This window comes from Nonomuraea sp. NPDC049624 (assembly GCF_040675255.1).
In the GTDB taxonomy this organism is placed as follows: domain Bacteria; phylum Actinomycetota; class Actinomycetes; order Streptosporangiales; family Streptosporangiaceae; genus Nonomuraea.
This window is the reverse complement of record NZ_JBFAOR010000003.1, coordinates 234,919-257,921: the sequence shown is the minus strand read 5'-3', so window position 1 is coordinate 257,921 and position 23,003 is coordinate 234,919. Positions and strand designations below refer to the sequence as shown.

General features: G+C 72.2%; 12 protein-coding genes. 8 read left to right on the top strand and 4 right to left on the bottom strand.

What is annotated here, in order from left to right; genetic code table 11:
- The 5 genes from AB0J76_RS12730 to AB0J76_RS12710 all read left to right on the top strand — a co-directional run bounded on the left by AB0J76_RS12730 (nucleotide 1) and on the right by AB0J76_RS12710 (nucleotide 16,219).
- Nucleotides 1-492, top strand: a complete 492-nt coding sequence (locus AB0J76_RS12730; RefSeq protein WP_352324269.1) for an SRPBCC family protein — start codon at nucleotides 1-3, stop codon at nucleotides 490-492.
- Between the two features lie 61 nt (nucleotides 493-553).
- Entirely contained in the window at nucleotides 554-1,888 is a 1,335-nt protein-coding gene (locus AB0J76_RS12725) for a protein kinase (RefSeq protein WP_352324267.1), read from the top strand.
- Between the two features lie 327 nt (nucleotides 1,889-2,215).
- On the top strand, nucleotides 2,216-13,600 hold the full coding sequence (locus tag AB0J76_RS12720) for a hemopexin repeat-containing protein (RefSeq protein ID WP_352324266.1): 11,385 nt from the start codon (nucleotides 2,216-2,218) through the stop codon (nucleotides 13,598-13,600).
- An 18-nt stretch (nucleotides 13,601-13,618) separates the two neighbouring features.
- Nucleotides 13,619-15,133: a hypothetical protein gene (locus AB0J76_RS12715; RefSeq protein ID WP_352324265.1), complete on the top strand. Its 1,515-nt coding sequence runs from the start codon at nucleotides 13,619-13,621 to the stop codon at nucleotides 15,131-15,133.
- 228 nt (nucleotides 15,134-15,361) lie between these two features.
- Nucleotides 15,362-16,219: a phosphotransferase gene (locus AB0J76_RS12710; RefSeq protein WP_352324264.1), complete on the top strand. Its 858-nt coding sequence runs from the start codon at nucleotides 15,362-15,364 to the stop codon at nucleotides 16,217-16,219.
- A gap of 132 nt (nucleotides 16,220-16,351) precedes the next feature.
- Here the strand turns inward: AB0J76_RS12710 and AB0J76_RS12705 are convergent, their stop codons facing one another.
- Nucleotides 16,352-16,678, bottom strand: a complete 327-nt coding sequence (locus AB0J76_RS12705) for a hypothetical protein (protein WP_352324263.1) — start codon at nucleotides 16,676-16,678, stop codon at nucleotides 16,352-16,354.
- A gap of 274 nt (nucleotides 16,679-16,952) precedes the next feature.
- Nucleotides 16,953-17,309: a hypothetical protein gene (locus AB0J76_RS12700; RefSeq protein ID WP_352324262.1), complete on the bottom strand. Its 357-nt coding sequence runs from the start codon at nucleotides 17,307-17,309 to the stop codon at nucleotides 16,953-16,955.
- Nucleotides 17,310-17,582: 273 nt separating this feature from the next.
- Here AB0J76_RS12700 and AB0J76_RS12695 point away from each other — a divergent pair, with 273 nt between their 5' ends.
- Both AB0J76_RS12695 and AB0J76_RS12690 read left to right on the top strand, forming a co-directional pair.
- The gene (locus tag AB0J76_RS12695; protein ID WP_352324261.1) at nucleotides 17,583-19,715 is read left to right on the top strand and encodes a hypothetical protein; all 2,133 of its coding nucleotides are present in this window, start codon (nucleotides 17,583-17,585) and stop codon (nucleotides 19,713-19,715) included.
- A gap of 275 nt (nucleotides 19,716-19,990) precedes the next feature.
- Nucleotides 19,991-20,701 (top strand): hypothetical protein, encoded by a 711-nt coding sequence (locus AB0J76_RS12690; protein WP_352324260.1) that lies wholly within the window; start codon nucleotides 19,991-19,993, stop codon nucleotides 20,699-20,701.
- A 58-nt stretch (nucleotides 20,702-20,759) separates the two neighbouring features.
- Here the strand turns inward: AB0J76_RS12690 and AB0J76_RS12685 are convergent, their stop codons facing one another.
- Together AB0J76_RS12685 and AB0J76_RS12680 are read right to left on the bottom strand one after the other, a co-directional pair.
- Nucleotides 20,760-21,116: a DUF4440 domain-containing protein gene (locus tag AB0J76_RS12685; RefSeq protein WP_352324259.1), complete on the bottom strand. Its 357-nt coding sequence runs from the start codon at nucleotides 21,114-21,116 to the stop codon at nucleotides 20,760-20,762.
- Nucleotides 21,113-21,958, bottom strand: coding sequence for an NmrA family NAD(P)-binding protein (locus AB0J76_RS12680; RefSeq protein ID WP_364389451.1), 846 nt, complete (start codon nucleotides 21,956-21,958; stop codon nucleotides 21,113-21,115). The genes AB0J76_RS12685 and AB0J76_RS12680 overlap by 4 nt, the downstream gene beginning before the upstream one ends.
- A gap of 71 nt (nucleotides 21,959-22,029) precedes the next feature.
- Here AB0J76_RS12680 and AB0J76_RS12675 point away from each other — a divergent pair, with 71 nt between their 5' ends.
- Nucleotides 22,030-22,992 (top strand): AraC family transcriptional regulator, encoded by a 963-nt coding sequence (locus tag AB0J76_RS12675; RefSeq protein ID WP_352324338.1) that lies wholly within the window; start codon nucleotides 22,030-22,032, stop codon nucleotides 22,990-22,992.
- The last annotated feature ends 11 nt before the right edge of the window (nucleotides 22,993-23,003 follow it).

Here is a 23,003-nt window from a genome sequence, read left to right as displayed (position 1 = left end):
ATGTCCGCACGGACGTTCGAGCTCACCACGATCCCCTCGGTGAAGGTCGGCATGCTCATCCGCCGCCCCGCCCGCGAGGTGTTCCAGGCCATCGTGGACCCCGCCGTCACGAGCAAGATCTGGTACACCAGGAGCAGCGGGAGGATGACCCCCGGCGCCGAGCTGACCTGGGAATGGGAGATGTACGGGGCGTCGACCCGAGCCTCGGTCCAAGAGGTGGACGAGAACCGCCGGATCCGCTTCACCTGGGGCAACTACTCGCCCGACGCCCCCACCACGGTCGAGTTCCGTTTCATCCCCATGCCCGACGACACCACCTACGTCCAGGTCACCGAGACCGGGTTCACCGGCACCGGCGACGAGCTCGTCCAGCAGGTGACCGACTCCACCGGCGGCTTCACGTTCCTGATCAGCGCCCTCAAGGCGCTGCTGGAGCACGACGTCGTCCTCGGCCTCGTCGCCGACGCCCACCCGAGCGGCCTGTCAGCCTGAAGGAACAGGCATCATTGCACCATCGTTTTGTCCTGTCCGTTCATGTGTCGCAGGGAGCCAGATGGATCAGCTGGTGGAGGACGATCCGCGCACGCTGGGGCCGTACGAGCTCGTCGCCCGGCTCGGCGAGGGCGGCCAGGGCGTCGTCTATCTGGGACGCGCCCCCTCCGGCCGGCAGGTGGCCGTCAAGCTGCTGCACAACGGCCTGCTGACCGATCCGGGCGCGCGCGCCGGGTTCCTGCGGGAGGTCGAGATCGCCCAGCGGGTGGCCAGGTTCTCCACCGCGCCCGTGCTCCACGCCGACCTGGCGGGCCGGCGGCCCTACATCGTCACCGAGTACGTGCCCGGCCCCTCGCTGCGTGACCTGGTCGCCACCGAGGGACCACGGCAGGGGGCCGCGCTGGAACGGCTGGCGATCAGCACCGCCGCCGCGCTGGCCGCCATCCACCGGGCCGGGGTGCTCCACCGCGACTTCAAGCCGGCCAACATCCTCATGGGGCCCGAGGGCCCGGTCGTCATCGACTTCGGCATCGCCCGGGCCCTGGACGCGCCGGGCAACACCTCGACGGGCCCGCTGATGGGCACGCCGTCCTATCTGGCGCCCGAGCAGCTCGGCGGCGAGCAGGTGACGGCCGCGGCCGACGTCTTCGCCTGGGCCGTGACCATGGTGTTCGCCGCTTCCGGGCGGCCCGCGTTCGGCGCCGACTCCACCCCCGCGGTGATCAACCGCATCCTGAACGAGCAGCCGGCCGTCTCCGGGCTGGACGGCGTCCTGCTCCGGCTCGTCACCGCCGGCCTGTCGAAGGACCCGGCCGCGCGGCCGAGCGCCGACGACCTGGTCGCCGGGCTGACCTCGGGCGCGTTCGTACCGGAGCCGGCCGCCGGGTCTCCCCCGCCACCGGAGCCTCAGGCCGGTCGGGGGCGGCGGCGCGCGCTGCCGGCGGCGGCCGCCGCGACGGCTGCGCTGCTCGTCGCGGGCGGCGTGCTGTTCTTCGGGGACGGCCCGCCCGCGCCGCCCCCGGCCACGATCGGCTCGGTCGCGCCCCCGTCGGCCGGCATCACCACCTCGGCTCCGGCCGCGGTCACCGCCTCGCCGCAGGAGGCCAGGAGCACCGCGCGGCGCACGTCGTCCCCGCCGGCCACGTCGTCCCCGCCGGCCACGCAGCGGGCCCGGCCCGGGAGCTCGGCCCCCGCGACCCGGCCGGCCAGGACGGGCGACCCGGTGAGCAGCCGCGTCGACGACGGCTCGGCGCCCCACCCGACGCCTGCCAGGAACACGGAGAAACCGCCGGAGCCCACGCGCGAGCCGCCTCGGCAGACCACCCAGCCGCCCGCCCAGCCGCAGCAGCCATCCCCGCTGGAGAACCCGTTCACCTGCATCCCGTCGATGTGCTGACGCGCGGACCAGCGCGCGATGAAATTGGCGGAATCTCCGGTGTCGTCATGCATTGACCTGACTTTGAAGTCGATGCATTGTTGCTACTGCCTGTCCCTGTCCGGTGCGTTGCCGTGACGAGGCCGGGCGGCGCTTTGAGCCAGTGCTGTGGGGGGCCTGGCCGCTGACGGTCGCGCCAAGGGGGGGCGGCTACCGGGACGACGACGGATTCACCGCACAACGGTCCTTCCCGCTGTCGACCCCCATTCTTCATCTCCGGAAGACGACTTCACCTGTACGCGGCGCCGCCGGCCTGCCCTGCGCGCCCGCGATTCGGAGGTTTTTCCCATGCGAGTCGGCGACAGCCTGCCCAACTACCAGCTGCTGTTCGGTGAACTGGATTTCCGGCCGGGGGACGAGGCGCGGACGGTGAACTCACCGGCGGCCTACCTGGCCGATCTGCTGCGGCTGCTGGACGAGGAGGTCGACGCCGACGGGGCGCGGCTGCACGAGCGGCGGCCCGACATCCGGGAGATCCCGCTGGACGCCGAGCACACCACCACCGAGCTCCCCTACATCGACATCGTGGTCGAGATACTCGAACGGCTGGCGGCCCCGGACCCGTACGAGCGCATGAAGGCCATGCCCTTCCCCTTCGACAAGCCGTTCAACCTGGCCTACGAAGAGCTTGGAACGTTCCTGACGAGGCACGACGTCCGGCGGGACGAGATTCCGCGGCTGTTCGGCGCGCAGGCGGCCGAGCTGGCTGAACGGTTCCTCGGCCTGTCGCCCGAGGTGGTCGGCGTGGTCACGGCCGCCCGGCCGGTGGAGGCCGAGCTGCGGGCGTCCTTCCAGGTGGGAAAGGACGCGGCGGGCAAGACCGAGCAGCTCGGCGTGCTGGCCGACGCCGCGCGGCTGCGCCGGACGGCGGGGCTGTCGGAGGTCGAGCTGACCCGGGTGCTCGGCGCGGCGTTCGTCAGGCAGGGCGGCGCGGCCGTCAGCGTGGCCGGCGGGCGGCTGAGCCTGCCGGGCGGCGCCGAGCTGCTCGCCTGGCTGGACCGGTTCAACCGGTTCGTCCGCCTGGCGCGGCGGGCCGGGCTGGCGTTCGAGGACCTGGACCTCGTGCTCAGCGGTTGCTGCGAGAACCGGCTGGACGCGGCGGCGCTGGGCGTGCTGGCCGCGGCCGTGCACGTCAGCCGCTCGCTCGGGCTGCCCATGGACGTCACGGTGAGCCTGGCCGCGCCGATGCCGGCCGAGCTGGAGGTCCGTACGTTCGCCGGGGTCACGGCGGCCGAGGCGCTCGGGATCGGGGCCGCGGAGCTGGAGCGGCTGCGTGCGCGCTTCGCCGAGGTGGTCACCGGCGAGGCCGGGCCGTCGGCGCTGCATCGGGCGGCGCGGCTGATGACGGTGCTCGGACTCACCGCGGACGAGCTGTTCGACCTGCTGCGGCTGCTGGACGGATCGATCACCGTGCCGTTCGCGGTGCCGTTCACCATGCCGTTCGCGACGCCACGCAGGAGGGGCGACTGCAGGCGGATCCTGGCCATGCCCGCGGCGGGGGCGGGGTTATGGCTGGCGCAGGCGTTGCCGCTGGTGGTGCGGTGGATGCGCGACGGCGGGCTGTCGGTTCAGGACCTGGCCGAGTTCGCCGGCGGGCCGGCGCCGGAGGCCGTGCCGGGCGAGCCCGTCGAGGGCGAGGAGGAGTTCGCCGCCGCGCTCGGCGAGGCGCTGGCGCTGGTGGCGCCGGGGCCGCGGATGTTCGTGTCGGACCGGTTCAGCGAGCGCGCGTCCCGGGCGATCTGGGAGGGGCCCGCCGACGCGTACGCGGCCCTGATCGGGGCGGCGCAGATCACGCCGGCCGACTTCGCCGGGCTGGGGCTGGGTGACCGGCTGGCCGTCAAGATCTTCACCAACCTGGTGCTCCGCGGCAACCTCACGGCCGACGGCGAGCTGGTCGAGGTCCCGTCGGAGCTGGCCACCGACTTCTCCGCGTACTGGGACAAGGTTGCCGAGCTGTTCGGCGACCTGGGCGACATGTGCTATCCGTCGCACCTGGAGAAGCTGACCGGGCTGTCGATCGCCCAGCGCGCCGAGCTGTACGACAACCTCGTCTACAACGGCTACATCGACGCCGAGGGCGTGGTGCTGGACGCCGCCGTCGGCGAGCTGAACGCCGACCTCGGCGACGTCGCGGCCGACGTCATCGAGCTGATCAGGGCCGGCGGCCAGGCCTATCTGACGCAGCCGCTGAAGATCGAGCTGGGTGCGGCGCCCGACGGGCTGCTGGCGAACCTGAAGTACAACGGGTTCATCGACGGCGAAGGGAACTACCGCGACAAGGAGGCGGTGGCCGAGCTGGCGGCGGAGGACTTCGCGCTCTCCGCCGAGTTCGAGCCGTACAAGGCGGACGTTCTGGCGATCATGCAGGAGCAGGTCGCCGAGCTGTGGGCGCGGGTCTGCCTCTTCCCGCCGGAGGCCTTCGTCGAGATCGCCGAGCCGGCCGTCGGACGGCGGATCATCGACGCGGGCGAGTGGGACGATCCGGTCGTCGAGGAGCGACTGCGGGCCATCGCGGAGGAGCAGCGGCCCTACCGGCTCGCCCCTGAGTCGCTGCTCGCGCTCGGGCTGGAGGAGGCCGGGGCGCAGGTCGTGCTGGACGCGCTGATCCAGGGCGGGGACCTGGACGAAGAGCTGGCCGTGCCCGAGGATCGCCTGGCGTTCTTCGCCGAGCCCAACAGCGTGGTCGAGTTCTACCTGCCGGGCGTCGCCGACTACAGCGCGCAGGTCTTCGGCCTGCTGAACGCGGTCGCCGTGGCGACCCAGGAGGCCGTCGCGGAGATCGAGGCGGTGCTCGTCACGCAGGAGGAGGCCCAGGCGGCGGCGCTGCTGGCGGTCGCGCAGGACAGGCTGGGCGTGCCCGCCACGGTCGTCACCGCGATCTGCGCCGGGGCCGGCGCCGAGCTGACCGACCTGCTGCAGCCGCCGACGACGGCGTACCGGCGCATCAGGGCGTTCGCCCGGCTGGCCGCCAAGCTCGGCCTGGACGAGCGCCGGGTCGCGCTCGCCTTCGCCGACCTGCGGCTGGCCGGGCGTTACCCCGAGCCGCTGGCGCTGCCCGACCAGGCCGACGGCATCGACGCGGTGCTGGAGAGCGCGGACGGAGACGTGTACGTCTTCCGCGGCGACCGGTACTGGCGCTTCCACGAGGGAACGCTCACCACCACCGCGCCGCTGGCCACGCTCGTGCCGGGTCTGACCCGGGTGGAGGCCGCGTTCCGGCACCCAGCGGGGGCCGACTGGCTGGTGAGCGGCGCGCGGGCGTACGTGCGCGAGCCCGGCGGCACCCGATGGGTGGCCCACGAGCAGGCCTGGGGACGTTTCCGCGACGACTTCGCCGGCGGCGGGAAGATCACCGCCGCGCTGGTGGACGACGACGGGCGGACCTACCTGTTCTGCGGAGACCAGTACGTGCGTTACTCCACCGGCGACTTCGGCGTGGTGGACGAAGGGTTCCCGCGTCCCGCGGCGGAGTTCGGCGAGCCCGGCTTCTTCGGGCGGGACGGCGCGTTCCACGCCTTCGGCGACGAGGCGGGGTTCTGGCGCGGGGCCGGTGCCGGCGACGGGGAGGAGCCCGGCGCGCCGGGGTTCGACGGGCACGGCTTCGACGGGCTGGTGGACGCCGCGTACGCCGACCCCACCGGCGTGTACGTCTTCCGCGGCGACCGCGTCGCCCTGCACACGGCGTCACTGGAGAACGAGGGCGCGCAGGCCGACGACGGCTACCCGGTGAAGATCGAGACGCGGTTCCCCGGCGTGCCCGCCGAGTTCGAGCGCGACATCGAGGCGGCCTTCGCCGACGCGGGCCGCGTCGTCCACCTGTTCAAGGACGGCCGTACCGTCGCGCTGACCGGCGACGCGCGGATCGTGCCGACCACGCAGCGGTGGGGGAACATGCCCGCCGCGTTCCCCAGCGGCCGGGTCGACGCCGCGTTCGTCGGCCTGGACGGGCGGACGTACCTGTTCAGCGGCGGGACGTACCTGCGGTACTCCGGCACGGACTACTCGCGCGTGGACCTCGGCCACCCGCGCGCGATCGCCCCCGACTGGGGCGGCCTGACCAGCGTCGACGCCGCCTTCGTGCTGGACGGCGAGACGTACCTGTTCGGCGGCGGCCGGTTCGTGCGGTACTCGACCGCGGACTACGCCGAGCCTGACGCGGGCTTTCCGCAGCCGCTGCCCGGCAACTGGTGGAACCTGCCTGACACGTTCGGCTCGACGGTCGACGCGGTCTTCACCTCGGCCGACGGGCGGACTCATCTGTTCCGCGGCGACCAGTACGTCGAGTTCGACGCGCGGCGGCGCTGGTGGTCGGCGCCGCGGAAGCTGTCCGAGCAGTGGGACAGCCTGCCGTTCGCCTCGGTGGACGCGGCCTTCATCGGGCGCGACGGGCGCACCTACGTGTTCTCCGGCGAGCAGTACGTGCGGTACTCCAGCGGCGACTACAGCAGGACCGACGACAGCTACCCCGCGCCGGTGGCCGCCTTCTGGGGACGGACGCGCAACAACCTGGTGCGCACCGGGCGGGTGGACGCGGCGCTGCAACTGGCCGAGCACACCTATCTGTTCTCGGGCGACCAGTTCGTCCGCTACACCGGCACCACGCCCGACCTCGGGTATCCGCGCGCGCTCTCCGACCTGAAGGAGGAGCCGCGGCTGGGCAGGCTGACGGCGGAGCTGGACGCGGTGGACGCGGCCTTCGCCGATCGGGGGAACGTCTACCTGTTCCGCGAGCACACCTGTCATGTGGTGTCCGACGCGCTGCACCGGACGTACGACGTGCCCGGGGTGTCCTGCGCCTTCGTGGAGGACGGGCAGCTGATCGTCGAGGGGCCGGGCGGCTGGCGGCGGCAGGGGTCGGTGGAAGGGCTGGGCGCGGTGAGCGGCCCGGCCAGGCCCAGGCTGCTGCGCGAGGTGCCCGAGCGGTTCCGCACCGGCCTGGACGCGGTCCTGCGCGGCACCGACGGCGTCACGTACGTGTTCAAGGGCGACGCCTGCTACGACACGCTCGTCGATCGCGAGTACCCGGTCGCCGAGGCGTGGGGCAGGCCGCGCGGGCTCGGCGCGGTGGAGGCCGGGTTCACCGGGCGCGACCGGCGCACCTACCTGTTCAGCGGCGAGCAGTACACGGTGGACGGCGGCCGGCCACGCCCCATCGCCGCGACGTGGGGCGGTCTGACCAGCGTCGCGATCGCGTACGTGTGGCGACAGGCGACCTACCTGTTCGAGCGGCCCGACGAGAACGGGTTCATGCGGTACGTGGTCTACTCGGGCCCCGACTACACCGCGCCCGATCCCGGGTATCCGCGGGTCACCGACGCGTCGTACTGGAACGCCGACGAGGTGCCCCGGGCGGTGCTGGCGGTGGGCGACTCGCTGGTGCTGCTGTCCGGGCTGACGTACACGCTGCCCGACGGGTCGGCGCCGCGGCCGATCGGCCGGCTCTGGCGGGGCTTCGAAGGCACGCTGACCAGCGCGTACGTCGGCGGCGACGGGGCGACCTACTTCTGCTTCGGCGAGCAGTACCGGCGCTACGCCGACGGCGCCTTCGGCCCGCTCACCCGACCGGCCGGCGAGTCGTTCCGGCGGGTGGACGCGGCGTTCACCTGGGCGGGGCGCACGTACCTGATCAGCGGCGACCGGTACGCGCGGTACTCCACGCAGGAGTACGCCTACGCCGACCCCGGCTACCCCAAGCCCATGTCCCGAAATTTCCGGAAAGAGTTTCCAGGGCTGGCCGAGTCCTTCGAGGACGCCCTGACCGGCGTGGACGCCGCCGTCACCGGGCGGCGCAGCCTCTACCTGTTCATGGGCGGCCGCTGCCACGTGGTCTCGGCCGGGCAGGAGGCGGTGCTCGACACCGCCTTCGCCAGCGGCGACGAGGCCGGTTACCAGGCCCGCTACGAGGATCTCGCCGGACGGACCCGTCCGCTGGGCGGCCCGCTCGACGCCGCGCTGATCGTCGGCGAGCGCACCTACCTGCTGTCCGGCGAGCGCTACAGCCGCTACACGGGCAACGAGTACGTCCGGCCCGACGAGGGCTACCCCCGGGCGATCTTCGCCCGGCTCGCCGACGACCTCGGCCTGCCCGCGCCGCTGCCCGAGGCGTTCCTCGACGGGGTGGACGCGGGATTCGCCGGCCACGGCATCCACCTGTTCTCGGGCCCGGCCTACCTGCGGGCCGACGCCCCCGGCACGCCGCCACCGGTGTGGGGCCGGGTGCGCAACGCCTTCGACGGCCCCGTGGACGCCGTGGTGGCCATCGAGGAGGCGGTGTACGCCTTCCGCCGCGACCAGTACGTCCGCTACACGATCGAAGCCGGCGGCCTGACGGACGGCGGGCCGGACCCGGCAGGCGTCCTGGACCTGGCCGACCCCGGCTTCCCGCGGACGATCAAGGACGACTGGGGCGCCGTGCCGCCCGCCTTCGAGTCCGGCGTGGACGCCGCCTTCACCCTGGCCGGACGGCTGTACCTGGTGCGCGGCGACACGTACGTCAGCGACGCGGGCCTGGTGCGCACGCTCACCGAGGGCTTCGGCGACGGCGCCGACCACCGGCTCGCCGACCTGTTCACGATCATCCGCTTCGCCGCGCTCGGCGCCGCGCCGGCCGAGGCCCTGACGGCCGCGGACAAGGAGCCGTACAAGACGATGGCGGGCCTGTTCGGCTGGGACGTGGCCGAGCTGATGTGGGCGCAGCGCACCATGCCGTCGGCGTCGGACATGGGCTTCGTGCTGGCGGCGCGCGAGCTGTTCGCCCTCGCGCGCAAGCTCGGCGTGCCGCCGTCCAGGCTGCCCGGCCTGACCGGCGAACGCGACAACGTCCTGCGGCGCGACGCGCTGCTGTCGGTCGTGCTCGCGGCCGACCCCGGCCTGGCCGACTCCACCGACCTGTTCGACCGGCAGCTCATCGACGTCGACATGGGCGGCAAGGGCGTCACCTCGCGGATCCGCGAGGCGATCGCGGCCGTGCAGCTCTACCTGCACCGCTGCCTGCTGGACCTGGAGCAGGCCCCCGGCCTCGCCGACCCGGAGACACGGGCGCGGCTGCGCCGCTGGTGGTCCTGGATGAAGAACTACCGGGTGTGGGAGGCCAACCGGCGGGTCTACCTGTATCCGGAGAACTACCTGCGTCCCGAGCTGCGTGACACCAAGACGCCCGGCTTCGCCGACCTGGAGAGCGACCTGCTGCAGAGCGGCGTCACCTCCGCCGGCGCGCAGCGCGCGTACAAGCGTTACCTGGACGAGTACACCGAGGTGTCCCGGCTGGAGATCGCCGGCGGGTACGCGGACGCCGCCCACGCCGGGGCGCGCGACCTGGTCCTGTTCGGGCGTACCCGCAGCGATCCACGGCGCTACTACTGCCGTACGGCCACCTTCCGCGACGGCGACAAGCTGTCGGCCACCTGGCGGCCCTGGCAGAAGGTGGACCTGCGCATCGACGCCGACCGCGTCCAGCCCGTACGGGCCTTCGACCGGACCTTCGTGTTCTGGGCCACCGTCGAGGACCTGCCACCCGAGCGGACCGGCACCACGACCATCGCGGTCGTCGAGTCGGGCACCGGCCAGCAGGTGAGCGCACCGGTACGGCACGCCGTCACGATCTATTACTCCTACGTCAACCTCAACCAGGAGTGGGTGCCCGCGCAGCTGCTGGCCACCGGGTCCTCGACGAACATCCCGATCCTCGGCGTCACCCTCGCGGTGCGGCCCGGCCCGCTGCCCGGCGGCGGCGACCACCAGGCGATCATCGCCTCGTACGTGGCCACGCTGGCGGGCGGCGGCAGCATGGGCACGTCGTACGCGCTCACCCCCGAGCTGTACAGCGTGCCCGTGCCCGGGATCGCCGTGCAGCCGCCCACGGGAGACGTGACGACCATCTTCGACGAGCCGGGCGGGATCGACCCGGCTTCGGTGATCTGGTTCAACCGGCCGGCCGGCTCCGGGACGGGCGAGGGCTCCTGGTTCAGCGTGGACCACAAGGGCGGCAGCTTCCTGTGCCGGCCGATCCTGCCGGCCGCGGGAGAGCCGGCCGCGCTGGCGCCGATCAAGGGGGCCACCGGGCTGCCCGACTGGGTGCGCGTGGACGCCGCCGTCGCGCTGCCCGACGGCACGCGTTACTTCTTCACCAACAGCCGGGGCGGCCGGTTCACCAGGATGGCGCCGGGGTCGAACACCGCGGAGCGCGGCAAGTACATCTCCCGGCACTGGGGGCTCACCGAACCGGCGCGCGGCGGGTCACGCGGCGGGCGGGGGCCGGGGAAGATCGACCTGCCGGTCCGGCACGACCCGCCGGGCCAGCAGGGCGCTTCGTCCGACGGGCCCGGCTGGACCTCGGTGGACGCGGCGTGGGTCGTCGACGATACGTACCTGTTCATCACCAGCGGCACCAGGCTCGCCCGCTACACCCTCGGCCCCGGGTACAGCGTCCCGGAGGTGGTCGACCGGGGATACCCGCAGACGATCAACCACACCGTCGAGGCCGTCTTCCGCGGCTGGGCGATCAGCGACGGCGAGTACGCCAGGGTCGGCGACTGGAAGTGGCGGCCCCTGGCGGGCAACTGGGGCGAGCTGCCCGCCGGGATCACCGGCGCCCTGGAGACCAGCGCCGAGGTGTACCTCTTCGTCGGCGACCAGTACGCCGTGTACGCCAAGGGCGGCGGCCTGCCGCACCCGTACGAGTACACCGAGGTGCCGCACGACATCGTCAGGCTCACCACCAGCACCGCCTACAAGCTGAACCAGCGCCTGCTGGCCGGCGGCGTGCCCGCGCTGCTGGACACCTCCACCCAGGAGACCGACGAGCTGCCCGCCTTCGACACCGGCGCCTCCGACGCCGTCACGATCAAGGTGCGCGCGGAACGGGTCAAGAAGGCCTGGCTGCCCGGCCGCTCCCACCTGGACTTCACCAGCGCGAACGGCATCTACTACTGGGAGATCTTCTTCCACGCCCCGCTGCTGATCGCGCAGGCGCTCAACGCCGCCCAGCGGTTCGACGAGGCGCGGACCTGGTACGAGTACGTCTTCGACCCCACGCGGCCCGGTCAGCCGTGGCGGTTCCTGCCCTTCCTCGGCGCCGACCCGGCCGCGCTGGCCGACGCGTTGCGGGCGTACGGGGATCCGGCGCTCGCCGGCGCGATCGCGTTGCTCGACTCGCTCGTGCCGGTCTTCCGTGGCGGCGCGGCGCTCACCGACGAGCAGCGCAGGGACCTCGCCGCGCTGGCCGCGCTGCCGCCGGGTGAGGAGCTCGCGATCGCCATGGAGCTGCCCCGCGTGTACGACGCGACGGGCGACGTGGACAGCCTGCGGGAGGCGTACCGCGACGATCCCTTCGACCCGCACACGATCGCGGCGCTGCGGCCGGTGGCCTACCGGCGGGCGGTGGTCACCGGGTACATCGACAACCTGCTCGACTGGGGCGACCAGCTCTACCGGCGCTTCACCCCGGAGAGCGTGGACGAGGCGCGGATGTTGTACATCTTCGCCCACGACCTGCTCGGGCGGCGTCCGCAGGAGCTGGGGCCGATGCCCCTGGACGCGGCCATGGGCTTCGCCGAGCTGGAGAAGGTCTCGGCCTCCGACGAGCTGTTCGGGGAGCTGGCCAGGGTGCATGCCAGCATCGGGCACCCGTACTTCTTCGCGCCGGTCAACACCACCCTGCTCGGCTACTGGGATCTGGTCGCCGACCGGCTGACCAAGATCAGGGCGTCGCTGGACATCATGGGCATCAGCCGGCCGCTGCCGCTGTTCGAGCCGCCCATCGACCCGATGACGCTGGTCACGGGCGCGTACGCGGGCGAGCTCGACGGCGTGAGCGTCACGCCGGCCGCCGAGGTGCCGCAGCACCGGTTCGCCTACCTGTACCGCAGGGCGCAGGAGCTCACCGACCGGGTCTGCCAGTTCGGGGCGAACCTGCAGGACGTGCTTGAGCGCCAGGACGCCGAGGCGCTCAGCCTGCTGCAGTCCACCCAGGAGTCAGGCATTCTCGAACTCACCCGCGCCGTCAAGGCAGCACAGATCACCGACGCCGAGGAGACCCTCGCCGGCCTGCGGACCGGGCTGGCCGGGGCGCGGGCGCGCATGGCCCACTTCCAGCAGGTGATCGACGCCGGTGTCACGCCGCTGCAGGTCGCCCAGCTCACCATGATGGCCGCCGCGTCCACCGCCCACTTCACCTCCAGCGGCCTGCGGATCGGCGCCTCCGCCGCGCACGGCGCGCCGCAGGTGCTGGTCGGCCCGTTCATCATGGGCACGATGGCGGGCGGCGACGAGATCGGCGACGCCCTGGACAGCGTCGCCGGGATCGCCGAGTCGCTGGGCGAGGGGCTGTCGGTCCTGGGCGAGCTGCTCGGCGTGCGCGCGGAGCAGGAACGGGCCATGCAGGACAACCAGCTGCAGCTCGCCATCGCCACCAACGAGAGCGCGCAGATCGAGCACCAGGTCACGAGCGCCGAGGCGCGGCTGGCCATCGCGCGGCGCGAACTGGACATCCTGCACCGGCAGATCTCCGACCAGGAGGCGGTGACGGCGTTCCTGCGGGAGAAGTTCACCGGCGCCGACCTGTACCAGTGGATGTCGGGCCGGCTGGCCGGGCTGTACTTCCAGACCTACGGGATGGCGGCCGACCTGGCCCGTGCCGCCGAACGCGCCTACCAGTACGAGCGGGGCGCCACCGGCGGCGTGATCACTCCCGCGCACTGGGACAGCAGGCGCAAGGGCCTGCTCGCCGGGCAGCTGCTCGCGCACGACCTGGACCGGCTGGGTCAGGCGTACACGGCAGGGGACGGGCGGCGGCTGGAGATCACCCGGCAGATCTCGCTGCTGGAGCTGGATCCGGTGGCGCTGCTCACGTTGCGCACGACCGGCAGTTGCGAGTTCGCGCTCACCGAGGGCTTCTTCGACCGCGACTTCCCCGGCCACTACCGCCGCCAGATCCGCACCATGGCCATCACGTTCGTCGGCGCGGACGGGGCGACGCTGCCGCTCAACGCCACGCTCGCCCAGGTCACGCACCACACCCTGCTGACCCCGGACCCGAAGGGCGTGCAGTACCTGCTCACCCCGACCGGCACGCCGCCGAGCAGCGTGCGTACCGACTGGCGGGCGGGCCGGCAGATCGCGTTGTCGCAACCGCCCGAGGGCTGGGAGAACAACGGCCTGTTCGAGCTGCGTTACGACGAGGACCGCTACCTGCCGTTCGAGGGCACGGGCGCGGTCTCCGCCTGGCGTCTCACACTGCCCGGCCTGCGTTCCGCCGACCACCCCGCCGGTCTGCACGACGCCAGGATCACGCTGCGGTACGAGGCGGACCACGGTGGCGAGACGTTCGCGGCCGGGGTGAAGGGGCTGCTGCGGCCGTACGACGCGGCCCGGTTCATCGACGTCGCCGCGGAGTTCCCCGAGCAGTGGGAGTCGTTCACCGACACTCTCACCCTTCCCCTGTCCCCCGCCCTGCTGCCGGACCTGTACAGCCCGCAGATCACGGGCATCTACCCGGTGTACGACCCGGCCACGCCCGGCGCCGCCCAGTTCGCTGTGCACGGCAACCCGCTGGTCGACGGCCGCCTCCTGCCCACCCCCGGACTCCCCGCCACCGCTCCCCTGGTGCTCGCCTTCACCGGTGACCGCTCCGCCCTGGCGGGTCTGCGACTCGCCCTCCTCTACCGCGCCCGCTGACCAGGACGGATCACGACCATGAAGAGAAAAGCCAGGACGCTGTCCGCCCCGAACAAGAAGAAGGCGAACCAGAACCAGGGCGACATCCAGCCCAACCGCGTGCCCGTCACCATCGACACGGACACCGGCACGGGCCCGACCGGCGGCGACAGAACACCGGTCACGATCACGCCGGTCCTGACGACGGACGGCGAACCCAGCACGATCACCAAGCCCAAGCAGTCGTTGTCGTTCCTGACCCCGTCCATCTCGCTGACGACCACGACCCTGGACATGGACCCGCCAAAGCCCGCCAAGAAGCAGAAGCCGTCGAGTGACGAGCTGCGCACCGGCGCTCTGGAACTCGCGCAGAGCGTCATGGCCGGCACGGAAGAGGGGTCGTCGTCCTACGACTACGCCCAGCAGATGCATGACCTCGTCACCCTGGCCGGCACGCAGACGATGAAGAAGTTCTCGCTCAAGCAGCTGACCCTGATGGCGAAGATTCTGCTCAAACGGCAGACGCAGGCCGTCGAGGGCCCGGATCCGACGGTCGACGAACTCACCGCGACGGTCCGCGCCTACCTCCTCGCCGTCCGCCCGCAACCGGAGCCGTACGTGCTGCCGGGGGCGAAGAAGAAGGGTATGGACTCCGTGCCCGCGAAGCAGCAGGTCACCGAGACGAGCGCCTGGCTGGACGAGGCGCTGTCCGTCCTCGACCGGGACGGCTTCGACGACGGCCGCAGGCTGGAGTGGATGCGGGAGAACATCGACAGGCTGCTGAGGGCGATCGACGAAGGCACGGCCACCGTCGAATGGGCGGAGCTGCGCGGCTACATCTTCCAGATCAACAAGACGCTGGCGGCACGCAGCAACTACCTGCTCAAGGACGTCGAACTGCCGATCGCCATCCCGAACTCCAGCAAGGGGAGATCGGTGGACAGCATCGAGCTGGTCTTCACCCGCGGAGAGCCGGAGCCCGCACTCTGCTTCTGCGAGTACAAGGGGTACGGCACCAACCAAACCCCGACCAAGGATTTCGTCAACGACTTCGACGCCCAGCTCAACGACTACGTCAAGAAGCTTCTCCTGCCGAGCCAGGTCTGTCACCTGCGTTACGTCTTTCCGGACGCGGCTCCCGACTGGGTGCACTCCAGACTCCGCGCCGCCGCCGAGAAGCTGCAGGCCGCCGGGAAGAAGGTCTACATCACCGAGGGATCCGGCACCAGGATCGTCGGGAAAGAGAAGGACTTCTTCGGCAGGTCGGCGAAGTCGGGCATCATCACCACCACCTCCATCGACACCCCCGTCACCCAGGCGCCGCGGCAGAGAACCGTCTCGACCCCCAAGGCCGTCGTCAAGGAGAAGGTGGCCACGTCCAAGGAGAAGCTCCCGGCCAAGAAGAAGGCGCAGAAGAACAAGCAGATCGCCGTGCAGGGCAATCTGGATGGCTTCGTGAAGACCACCAAGGTGCACCCGCCGGCGTCCACTCCCCCGCCGGACGACCGTCCTCGCAGCACGTCCACCGTCCTGACCAAGAACCCGTGGACCTGAGGCCGCTGGCCGCGGCACCGGCACCGGCACCGGCACCGGCACCGGCACCGGCAACAAACCGGATGCGCCGAACCAGCCGGGTGGTGTTGCATACAGGCGTGACCGTACTTCTGCGAAAGCAGCCGCCCGCCCGCGGGCGCTGACGCGACACCGGCCACCGGACGAACCCCGCGACCGCCTCCCCCTGCGCCGCGCACATCAACTCCAGCAGGGAGAGGCGCCGAACACGTGAAGGACACCGAGATCCCGCGGGCGGTGGCCGCGGCCGTCGACACGGCCGCGGAGTACGGCCTGGGCGCCGACGACACCGCCGTGCTGCACAACTCGAACCGGATCGCCGTCCGGCTGCGGCCCAGCGGCGTCCTCGCCCGGGTCGCGCCCCTCGCGCACCGCCCGGACTTCGAGGTGGAGCTCGCCCGGCGCCTCGCCGGGACCGGCAGCCCGGTGGCGGGTCTCGATCCGAGGGCCGAGCCCCGGGTCCATGTCCGCGACGGCTTCGCCGTCACCCTCTGGACCTACTACGAGCCCACCGCCGCACCTGAGGACCACCCGCCCGCCGCCTACGCCGACGCCCTGGCCCGGCTGCACGCCGGCCTGCGCCGCATCGACTCGCCCGCACCGCCGTTCACCGACCGGGTCGAGGACGCCCTCCGGGTCGTCGAGGACCCCGCGGTCAGCCCGGACCTCGGCGCCGCGGAACGTGCCCTGCTGACCGGCACCCTCCGCGGAATCAGCCGCGCGATCCTGGGCCGCGGCCCGCGGCAACAGCTCCTGCACGGCGAACCGCACCCCGGCAACCTGCTCGCCACCGTGGACGGACCGCTCTTCATCGACCTGGAGACCGCCTGCCGCGGCCCCGTCGAGTTCGACCTGGCCCATGCCCCGCAGGACGTCGCCGCGCACTACCCGGGCGCCGACTCCGGGCTGCTCGCCGAGTGCCGGATCCTCAGCCTCGCCCTCGCGGTCTCCTGGCGTTGGGACCGCGACGACCAGCTCCCCGACGGGCGCAGCAGGGGCCGGGAGTGGCTCGCCGAGCTGCGGGCCCACCTCGACCGCCGCGAGCACGCCGCCGGTGGCGGCCACTGAGCCGCGCCCGTGGGCGCTGGGCCGGGAACGCCCCACCGGCGCTGCTTCCGACGGCGCCTCCAGGGACGGGCCCGGCCGCGGGCCACCCCCGGAGGCGCACGCGTCACGCTTGTCAGCGCCCGGTGCGCGAACTCAGCAGGGCTTCATCCCCCTGACGCCCGCCCAGCCCGCGATGACCCGCGTCCTTGACACGGTCCCTCCGCCAGGAATGGTGAGACATGGCTCGTCCGTGGTTCCGGCGATGTCCAGCTTGCGCTTGACCGTGTAGGCGTGGCAGTTGCGGATCGTGTAGTAGACGATCTTCAGGGGGCCGCCGGGCACGTCGCCCGTCGTGTAGCTGAGACCGCACGGCGCCGTGACGGCGGCCTCGGCAGAGGCGGATGCCGTCATCGTGAGGCTGCCGGCGAGAGCCGCCGCCGCGAACGAGGCGGCCCATCTGACTTTCCTGGTGCTCTGCATGGTGATTCTCCCTTGGTGTTCTCAGGCGGCCGGCGGCTTCGCCGACGGCCGAGCGTGTCAATCGCCCGGATGGCGCTATTGGCCGGCCACCGCGATCGTGTCCCGGGAAAGGAGATCATCGCTTGACTCGAACCGTAAAGCCATTCCACAGAAATGACCTCAAATGCAAATGGCAAGGCCTGCGACCTGGCCCAACACAATTGCATTGCACATGCAATCGCGCGGGAGGAGCGGCGCCGGGACGCGATACGGTGGAGCTGGAAAATGCCGTGAATTACCCATCGAGAACCAGGAGGTCGAACAAGGCATGGTCGGAACCAATCGGACACCGAGGGCGGAAGATGATGCGATCGCCGAGTTCTTCGGCCGCTTCTTCGGGTACGTATATGAGGCGGCCCGGCGCTCCGAACAGGGAAAACGCTGGCAGGCCCGCCGTGACGCCGACGGGAAGCCATTGGACGTCGACCTGGCCAGGGCGCTGGACCTGAGTGCCTCCACCATTGGACACTGGCGCAAAGAGCGGCATTTCCCGCGCCAGACATTGATCTCTTCCGTGCTCGTCCGGGCAGGGCTGGAAGTCGAGCACCCCGAGCACGCGGCCTTCCTCGACCTCGCGCGCCGCGCTCACCATGCGTGGACAATGCGCGGAACCGCCACCACCGGCCCGGCGAAAACCGTGCTCGCCGAATCCAGGGCGTCCGACACCGTCGCCGTCCCCATTCGCAGCGCCTTTGTCCCGATGGCCGCGGGCAGAAATGAAACGGCGGACATCGCACGTGATATGAAGGAGGAGTCCGAATCCGGCCCGCCGGAGGAAAGGTGTCCGGAAATGGCTGCGTCTTCCCCTGATCTCGCTCAGGAACGATGTCGCCCGGGCCCGGACGACGTTGCTCTGTCAAGGATCGTGCCCGAGGGCGAGGATGGCGTCCGGCTGGCCAAGGCGGCCAACGCGCTGGCGAGAAAGCTGCGGGTGCAGTGGGAGGACGAGGCGGCCGATCGCGGCTTGGACAACCCGCCGCCGATCCCCCCGCGCTGGGTGCGCACCTCCCGGCCCGTCGCCAGCCGGTTGCGCGTGGCCCTCGACGACCCGCGGCGGCCCCGCTTCACGCCGCTGCCCGGCGTCCAGCAGGCGACGGCGCAGGCGGTCGAGGGCGGCGGGCTTGCCGGGTTGTTCGACCTGTACGCGGGGCTGGGCTCCGGCCGCATCGTCGTCATGGGTCACTACGGCACCGGCAAGAGCGCGACAGCCATCCTGTTACTGCTGGAGGCGCTGGATCACCGGGTCCGCCTGACCCCTCAGCAGGCCATGGGCACGCCGGTTCCGGTGCTGCTGAACGCCTGCGACTGGGATCCCCGGCGCCACAGTCTCAGCGACTGGTTCGCCCGGCAACTGGCCACCGCCTACGACTTCCTCACCTCCCCCGAATACGGCCCGGACGCAGCGGGCGAACTGGTCCGCCACGGCATGGTCTCGCTCCTCCTCGACGGCTTCGACGAGATGGACGAGCCTCGCCAGATCGAGGCGTTGCACCACGTCAATCGGCAGCGCCGTTCCTTCCGGCTCCTGGTGCTGGCCCGCACCGACGACTTCAGCGCCGCCGTACAGGCCAGGACCGGCCCGCTGCACGGCGCCGCGGCGGTGGAGCTCCTGCCGGTCGCGGCCGAGCAGGCGGTCAGATATCTGCAGGACCACCAGCCCGACCGGCTCGCCGGCGACGACGACGACGCCATGAGCCGACTGATCGACCGTCTCCGACAACACCCCGACGACCCGGTCAGCCAGGCGCTGGACACGCCACTGACGCTCACCCTCCTGCGGGAGGACCCGCAGGCCGCCGCCGGCCTGCTCCGGCCAGGCCGCTTCACCACGCGCGAGCAAGCCGAGGACTTCCTGCTCGATCGCGTCGTTCCCGCCACCTACCCGCCACACCGGTCCGGCCCTTCGGCGGAGCAGGCTCGCAGATGGCTCAGCTTTCTGGCCGCCCGGATGGGCCGCGGCGACCTGGCATGGTGGCAGATGCACCACTGGGCGCCGATGTGGGAGCGCTGCCTGATCAACGCCCTTGCCGGAACGTTGCTGACGAGCGGGATCGGCGCCGTGGTGTTCGGCCCGATCGGGCAGTACACGGTCGCCGGTAACACCGGGACGGCGTTCGGCGTGTGGTACGGCGCCCTCATGGGCGGGTGTTTCGGGTTACTGGCCGGCCTGGTCTCCGAACTGCGCGATCCCCGCTCCGGCTGGGCGGACAGGCTCGGCGCCGCATTCGGCGGACGGCCCGCCCGGCCGCCGCACCGACGGCCTCGCCCGGCGTTCAACACCGCAGCCGGGTTGGCGATCTTCGTGGTGGTGACCATGGCCGTGGGCAACCAGAGCGCCTATCCGTACGGCCTGGCCGCCGGGATCGTCGCGGCGGCCGTCGCCGGGCACGCGGCCACCCGCATCCGCCCCACGTACAGCGCCGGTTCCTGGTGGAGCAGGCTGCGTCCGGGCGGCGTCGACCTGCTGGCCGCCGCGGCCATCGGGGGGCCGATCGGGCTGGCCTACGGCTTGAGCAAGACGCCGCTGCACGGAACGTTCGCCGGGCTGATCGCCGCCTTCGGGTTCGGGCTCATGGTCGCCGTGGCCCGTCCGATCGCCGACATCGACACCCCGCCCACTCCCCTCATGCGCTGGCGCCTGGACCGCCGGCGCGCCCTGCTGGTGGCCTGCAGCGCCGCGATCCCCATCAGCATGGCGCTGGGCTTCCAGAACGGCCGCACCCACGGCGTGCCGGCCGGGATCGTCACCGCCGCCGGGTTCGGCATCATGATCACCCTCGGTTCCGTCGCGGCGATCTCCGACATCTGGCGTACCGGCCTGCTCTTCGCCCAGCTCCGCATGCGGCGGCTGTTTCCGCTGCGCGGGATGCGGTTCCTCGAAGACGCCCGCCGGCGTCATGTGCTGCGCACCGCCGGAGCCAGATACCAGTTCAAGCACGACCGGCTCCGAGCGACCCTCGCCAACGGCTGCCAACGCTCCGATCCGCCGCCGCGCTGACGTGCGCCGGCGGACCGGACGAGCCCCGGCACCGCCTCGAGCGCGCCCTGCAGCCGCGCTTGGACCGGTGCGATGCGTTACATCTGCGGCGGCCACAGTTTTCCCACTCGCCGGTCGCGATCGAGTGACTCCTGCACATGGATCACCTCGCGCATGCTTCTGATCACGACCCCCTGTTCCATGGACTGACAGGAGATCATCATGCCCGGAGCGCCCAAGGCGGCGATCGCGCGCGGGGCGGCCGCGTGCCTGCTCCTCTTATCGGCCACCCTGATGTGGCGAACCCCGCGGAGGCGACCACCACGGCGGTGGCCTGCGGTGACGTCCTGACCACCGACACCACGCTCACCGCCGACCTGACCTGCCCGGCCGGCGCCCTGACCATCGGGGCCGACGACGTCGACCTGGACCTCAACAGCCACACGATCACCGGCTCGGGCACCGGCAACGGGCTGAAGGCCACCGGCAGGCAGGGCACCACGGTCCGCAACGGCACGATCACCGGCTTCACCTACGCGATCTACATCGACTACGGCGGCGCCGTCCTCACCGTCAGCGCCACGGACCGGGGCGTCTTCACGCGCAACGTCTTCGACGCCTTCCCCATGGGCGGCCTGCACTCCAGCTCCATGCTGAAGCACCGCATCGTCCGCAGGAACGTGTTCAACGGCAACAAGACCGTCGGCATGTTCGTGGAGAACTCGTACGGGAGCAACCGGGCCGGTCCCGATCCCGTCTCCGACAACGTGTTCGTCGGCAACGGCCACAACCCCAGCGGTCTCGTCGACCGTCAGGGGCAGGTGGTCCAGGGCGGCATCCACCTGGCGTCGCGCCTGGCTGTCACCCCGCCGGTCACCTTGAGGAACAACGTCGGCACCGGCAACGTCGGCCATCTGATCTGGGCGCCCCCGGGCACGGTCGCCGACGGCGGCGGCAACCAAGGCCCCTGTGGCCCCTCCCCCAACCCCGACCTGACCTGCTGGTGAGGCCGTCGGCGGCCGCGCCGGCCAGGCGTCGCGCTCCGCCCCCGACCTGCACCGGACGTCACGGGAGCCAGGTCTCGTGCAGGTGCAACCACGTGGCGGACTGGAGGACCACTGTGGACTGCCGGGTCCGGTCCGGCTGGACCTCCTGGTAGGTGGCCGCCACGAGCGCGCCGTGGGAGGCGACGATCCGTACGTCGCGGATCTCGATGGTCAGCCCTGGCGCCCGGCCGTGGAGCGCCTCGACCTCGGCGAGGACCTGGTCGCGGGTGAGCGTCCGGCCGTCGGGGGTGATGAGCGTGAAGCCGGGGGCGTGGGCGTCGGCGAAGCGGGCGAACTCCTCCGGCGCGGCGGCGCCGGTCAGCCAGCGTTCGACGACCTCGTGGTGGCGGACGATCTCCGCCTCGACGTCGTTCACCGGTTCGCCCAGGGCTGGGCGGCGATCCAGGTGCGCAGCGGCGTCAGCCGCAGGCCCAGCAGATCGGCCGCCGCGGGGTCGGCCGCGAACAGGTCGCAGTCGGCGGCGGCCCAGCGGTAGGTGGCCGCCACCGCGGCGGCCGTCGGCGCGCCCAGCGCCCTCGTGAGGCCGGACTCGAACTCGGCCGGATCCTGCGCGGCGTAACGGGCGCCGAAGGCGGCCGCCAGCTCGTCGCCGGTCACGACGTCGGGGCCGCCGAGCCTCAGCACGGCTCCCTCCAGATCGTCACGCACGAGCGCGGCGTGCGTGGCGGCGCCCAGGTCGTCGTGCGAGAGCCAGGGCACCGGCAGGTCGGCGGGCAGCGGGTAGCGCAGCACGCCCTCGGCCGCCAGCGGCCCCGTCACCCACGGCGCGGCCAGGTTGTCCAGGTAGACCGGCGGGCACAGCACCACGACGGGCAGCCCGGCCGACCGCAGCGTCCGTACCGCCCGGCGGCGCGTCTCGAAGGCCGCCACCCGCGTGGCGGCCTCGGGCAGCCGGTTGGCGGTGTTGAACACCAGCCGCCGCACCCCGGCCGCCAGCGCGGCGTCGCGCACATGACGGACGTGGGCGGCCACCGTGTCCGGCTCGTAGACCATGGGCAGGGTCACCGAGGCGTGCGTCACCCCGGCGAAGGCCGCCTTCACCGCCTCGGCGTCGCCGAGGTCGCCGGCGACCGGCTGCACTCCGTGCGGCACCCGGCCGCTCCTGGTCAGTCCGCGCACCGTATGCCCCTCGGCGACGAGCCGCCGCGCGACCGCGCCGCCCTGGGCGCCTGCCGCGCCGATCACAAGAAACGTCATGATGGACAGCTTCCAACGAGTCGGCGATACGCTCTATAAAGCGAAATATCAGCTTATTTAAGGATCGTCCGGTGGATGGTGACCTGCTCAGCGCTCTGCTGGCCCCGCTGCGGCTGGAGGGCGTCTTCCACAGCCGCTGGCGGGCCGGGTCGCCCTGGGGCGTCGCGGGCGAGGGCGAGGACTGCGCGCTGCTGCACTACGTGCACGAGGGCACGTGTGCCGTCGAGCTGCCCGGCGCCGAGCCCGTCCTGCTGCGCGCCGGGGAGCTGGCCGTCTTCCCGCACGGCAGCGCGCACCGGCTGGGCGACCGGCCGGGGCGTCCCGCCGTGCCGCTCGCGGTCGTGCTGCCCGAGCGGCCGCAGGGCGGCGTGAGCACCGTCGAGCTGGGCGGGCCAGGCGAGCGGACCGTCCTGCTCTGCGGCGGGCTGCACTACGACCGGGCCGCCATCTCGCCGATCTACCGGGCGCTGCCGCCCGTCCTGGTGCTCGACCGGGCCACGCTGGAACGTCACGGGCTGCTCGGCGGCACCCTCGGACGGCTGGCCGGAGAATGGGACCTGGCCGAGCCCGGCGCGACACTGGTCGCCCTGCGCGCCTTCGAGCTGGTCTTCGTGCTGGCGTTGCGGGCCGCGGTGGGCGAGATGGCCGAGATGCCCGACGGCTCGCCGGTCCTGCGGGCGTTGCGTCACCCGGCGATCGGGGCGGCGCTGCACGCCGTACAGACGAGGTTCGCCGAGCCCTGGACGGTGGAGTCGCTGGCGGCCGAGGCCGGGATGTCGCGCTCGGCGTTCGCGGCGACCTTCCGCGAGCTGGTCGGCGAGGCGCCGATCCGGCACCTGACCGCCCGCCGCATGCAGGAGGCCGCCCGCCTGCTGAGCGAGACCACGCTCGCCCACAGCCGGATCGGCGAACGCGTCGGCTACCACTCGGCGGTCGGCTTCCACCTGGCCTTCCGCCAGCAGTACGGGACCACCCCCGGCGACTACCGCCGCCGCACGGCCCCCAGGACACCGCACCCGGTCCAGCCGACGTGACCCGATCCCCC